A 1,316-nucleotide genomic window follows, 5' to 3' on the forward strand; every position below is an offset into this window, starting at 1 on the left:
CCAGCCGGCGGCCACCGCCTCGTCCCGGCTCGCCACCCAGAACTGCTCGCCGAGCACCTCGCGCCAGACGGCCAGCACATCGGTCTCGGCTCCGGGGACGGCGTAGACGTGGCGCGCACGGCCCTCGCCGCCGAGCAGGGCCACTCCGGCACTCAGCTCCCAGTCCTCGTCGAAGTCGATACGGGACTGCTCGTCGAACGGGACGTCGATCATCCCGTGGTCGGCGGTGACGTACAGCGCCGAACGGGGCGGAAGCTGCTCGGCGAGGCGCCGGGCGAGCCCGTCCACGTACATCAACTGGCCCCGCCAGGCGTCGGAGTCGACACCGAAGCGGTGCCCCTTCCCGTCGACCTCGCTGTAGTACGTGTAGACCAGGGACCGGTCGCCCGCCGCGAGCCGTTCGGCGGCCAGGTCCATCCGCTCCTCGCCGGAGAGCCTGCCGAGGAAGGACCCGCCGCTGAGCGCGACCTTGGTGAGCGGGGTCTGCTCGAACGTGGGGGCGGAGACCTGTGCCTCAGAGATGTGGATAAGAGACAGGTTCATCAGCGCGCCGGTCTCCGGGTCGCGGGCCGTGTAGCCGGGCAGGCCGTGTTCCCCCGGGGGCCGGCCCGTGCCCACCGAGGCGAGCGAGGTCGCGGTGGTGGAGGGGAAGCCCGCGGTCAGAGGACGGCCGGTGCCGCCACGTGAGGTGGGGAGCAGGGAGTACAGGAAGGGCGCCTCGTCGGGGTGCGCCTTGATCTGCTCCCAGCCGAGGCCGTCGATCAGGAAGACGCAGTTCCGGTCGGCCGGGGTGAGCTCGGGGATCACCGCCTCGAAGCCCGGCACCTCCCTGTCTCTTATACACAGGCCGTGGCCTCGGAGAGGGACTGGGCGAAGGCGAGCGTCTGGCGCACCGCGTCCGGCCCGTCACCGGCCTCGCTGACGCGCAGGCTCAGGTCGTCGGCGGTGGTGTTGCCGGTGTAGCCGTGGTCGGCCTCGCAGTTGGGGTCGCCGCAGGCGGCGGGCTCCAGGTCGATCCGCGAGACGGCGCCCCAGCCGATGGTCAGGACGACCTCGCGGGGCAGCGTACCGGGCACGTACTTCTCGGGGTTGGCGACCACGCGGCTGACGACGACGGACGAGATCCGGTCGAGCTTGACCGACTCCGTGGACGTCGTGGCGTACGGCGTCGGTGAACTGGTGTCCGCGGCCTGCTCGTCGGTGTGGCTGACGATGAAGCGCGTGTCCGTCAGGACGAGGACCGTGACGTGGCGCCGCACCTCGTTGGAGTCGAAGGTGGTCTCCTGGTGCACCAGATACGACGCGACCGGCTCCCC

General features: G+C 71.3%; 1 protein-coding gene and 1 pseudogene. Both read right to left on the reverse strand.

All coding sequences use genetic code 11. From position 1 onward, the window contains the following. Nucleotides 1-795: pseudogene (locus IH13_RS0102455) on the reverse strand (alkaline phosphatase family protein); the annotation flags it as partial. Nucleotides 796-836: 41 nt separating this feature from the next. Beyond that, on the reverse strand, nucleotides 837-1,316 hold a 480-nt coding region (locus IH13_RS0102460), incomplete at its 5' end, for a DUF5998 family protein (RefSeq protein WP_031080634.1).

The sequence above is a fragment of the Streptomyces sp. NRRL WC-3549 genome (genome assembly GCF_000721935.1).
Taxonomy (GTDB): Bacteria; Actinomycetota; Actinomycetes; order Streptomycetales; family Streptomycetaceae; genus Streptomyces.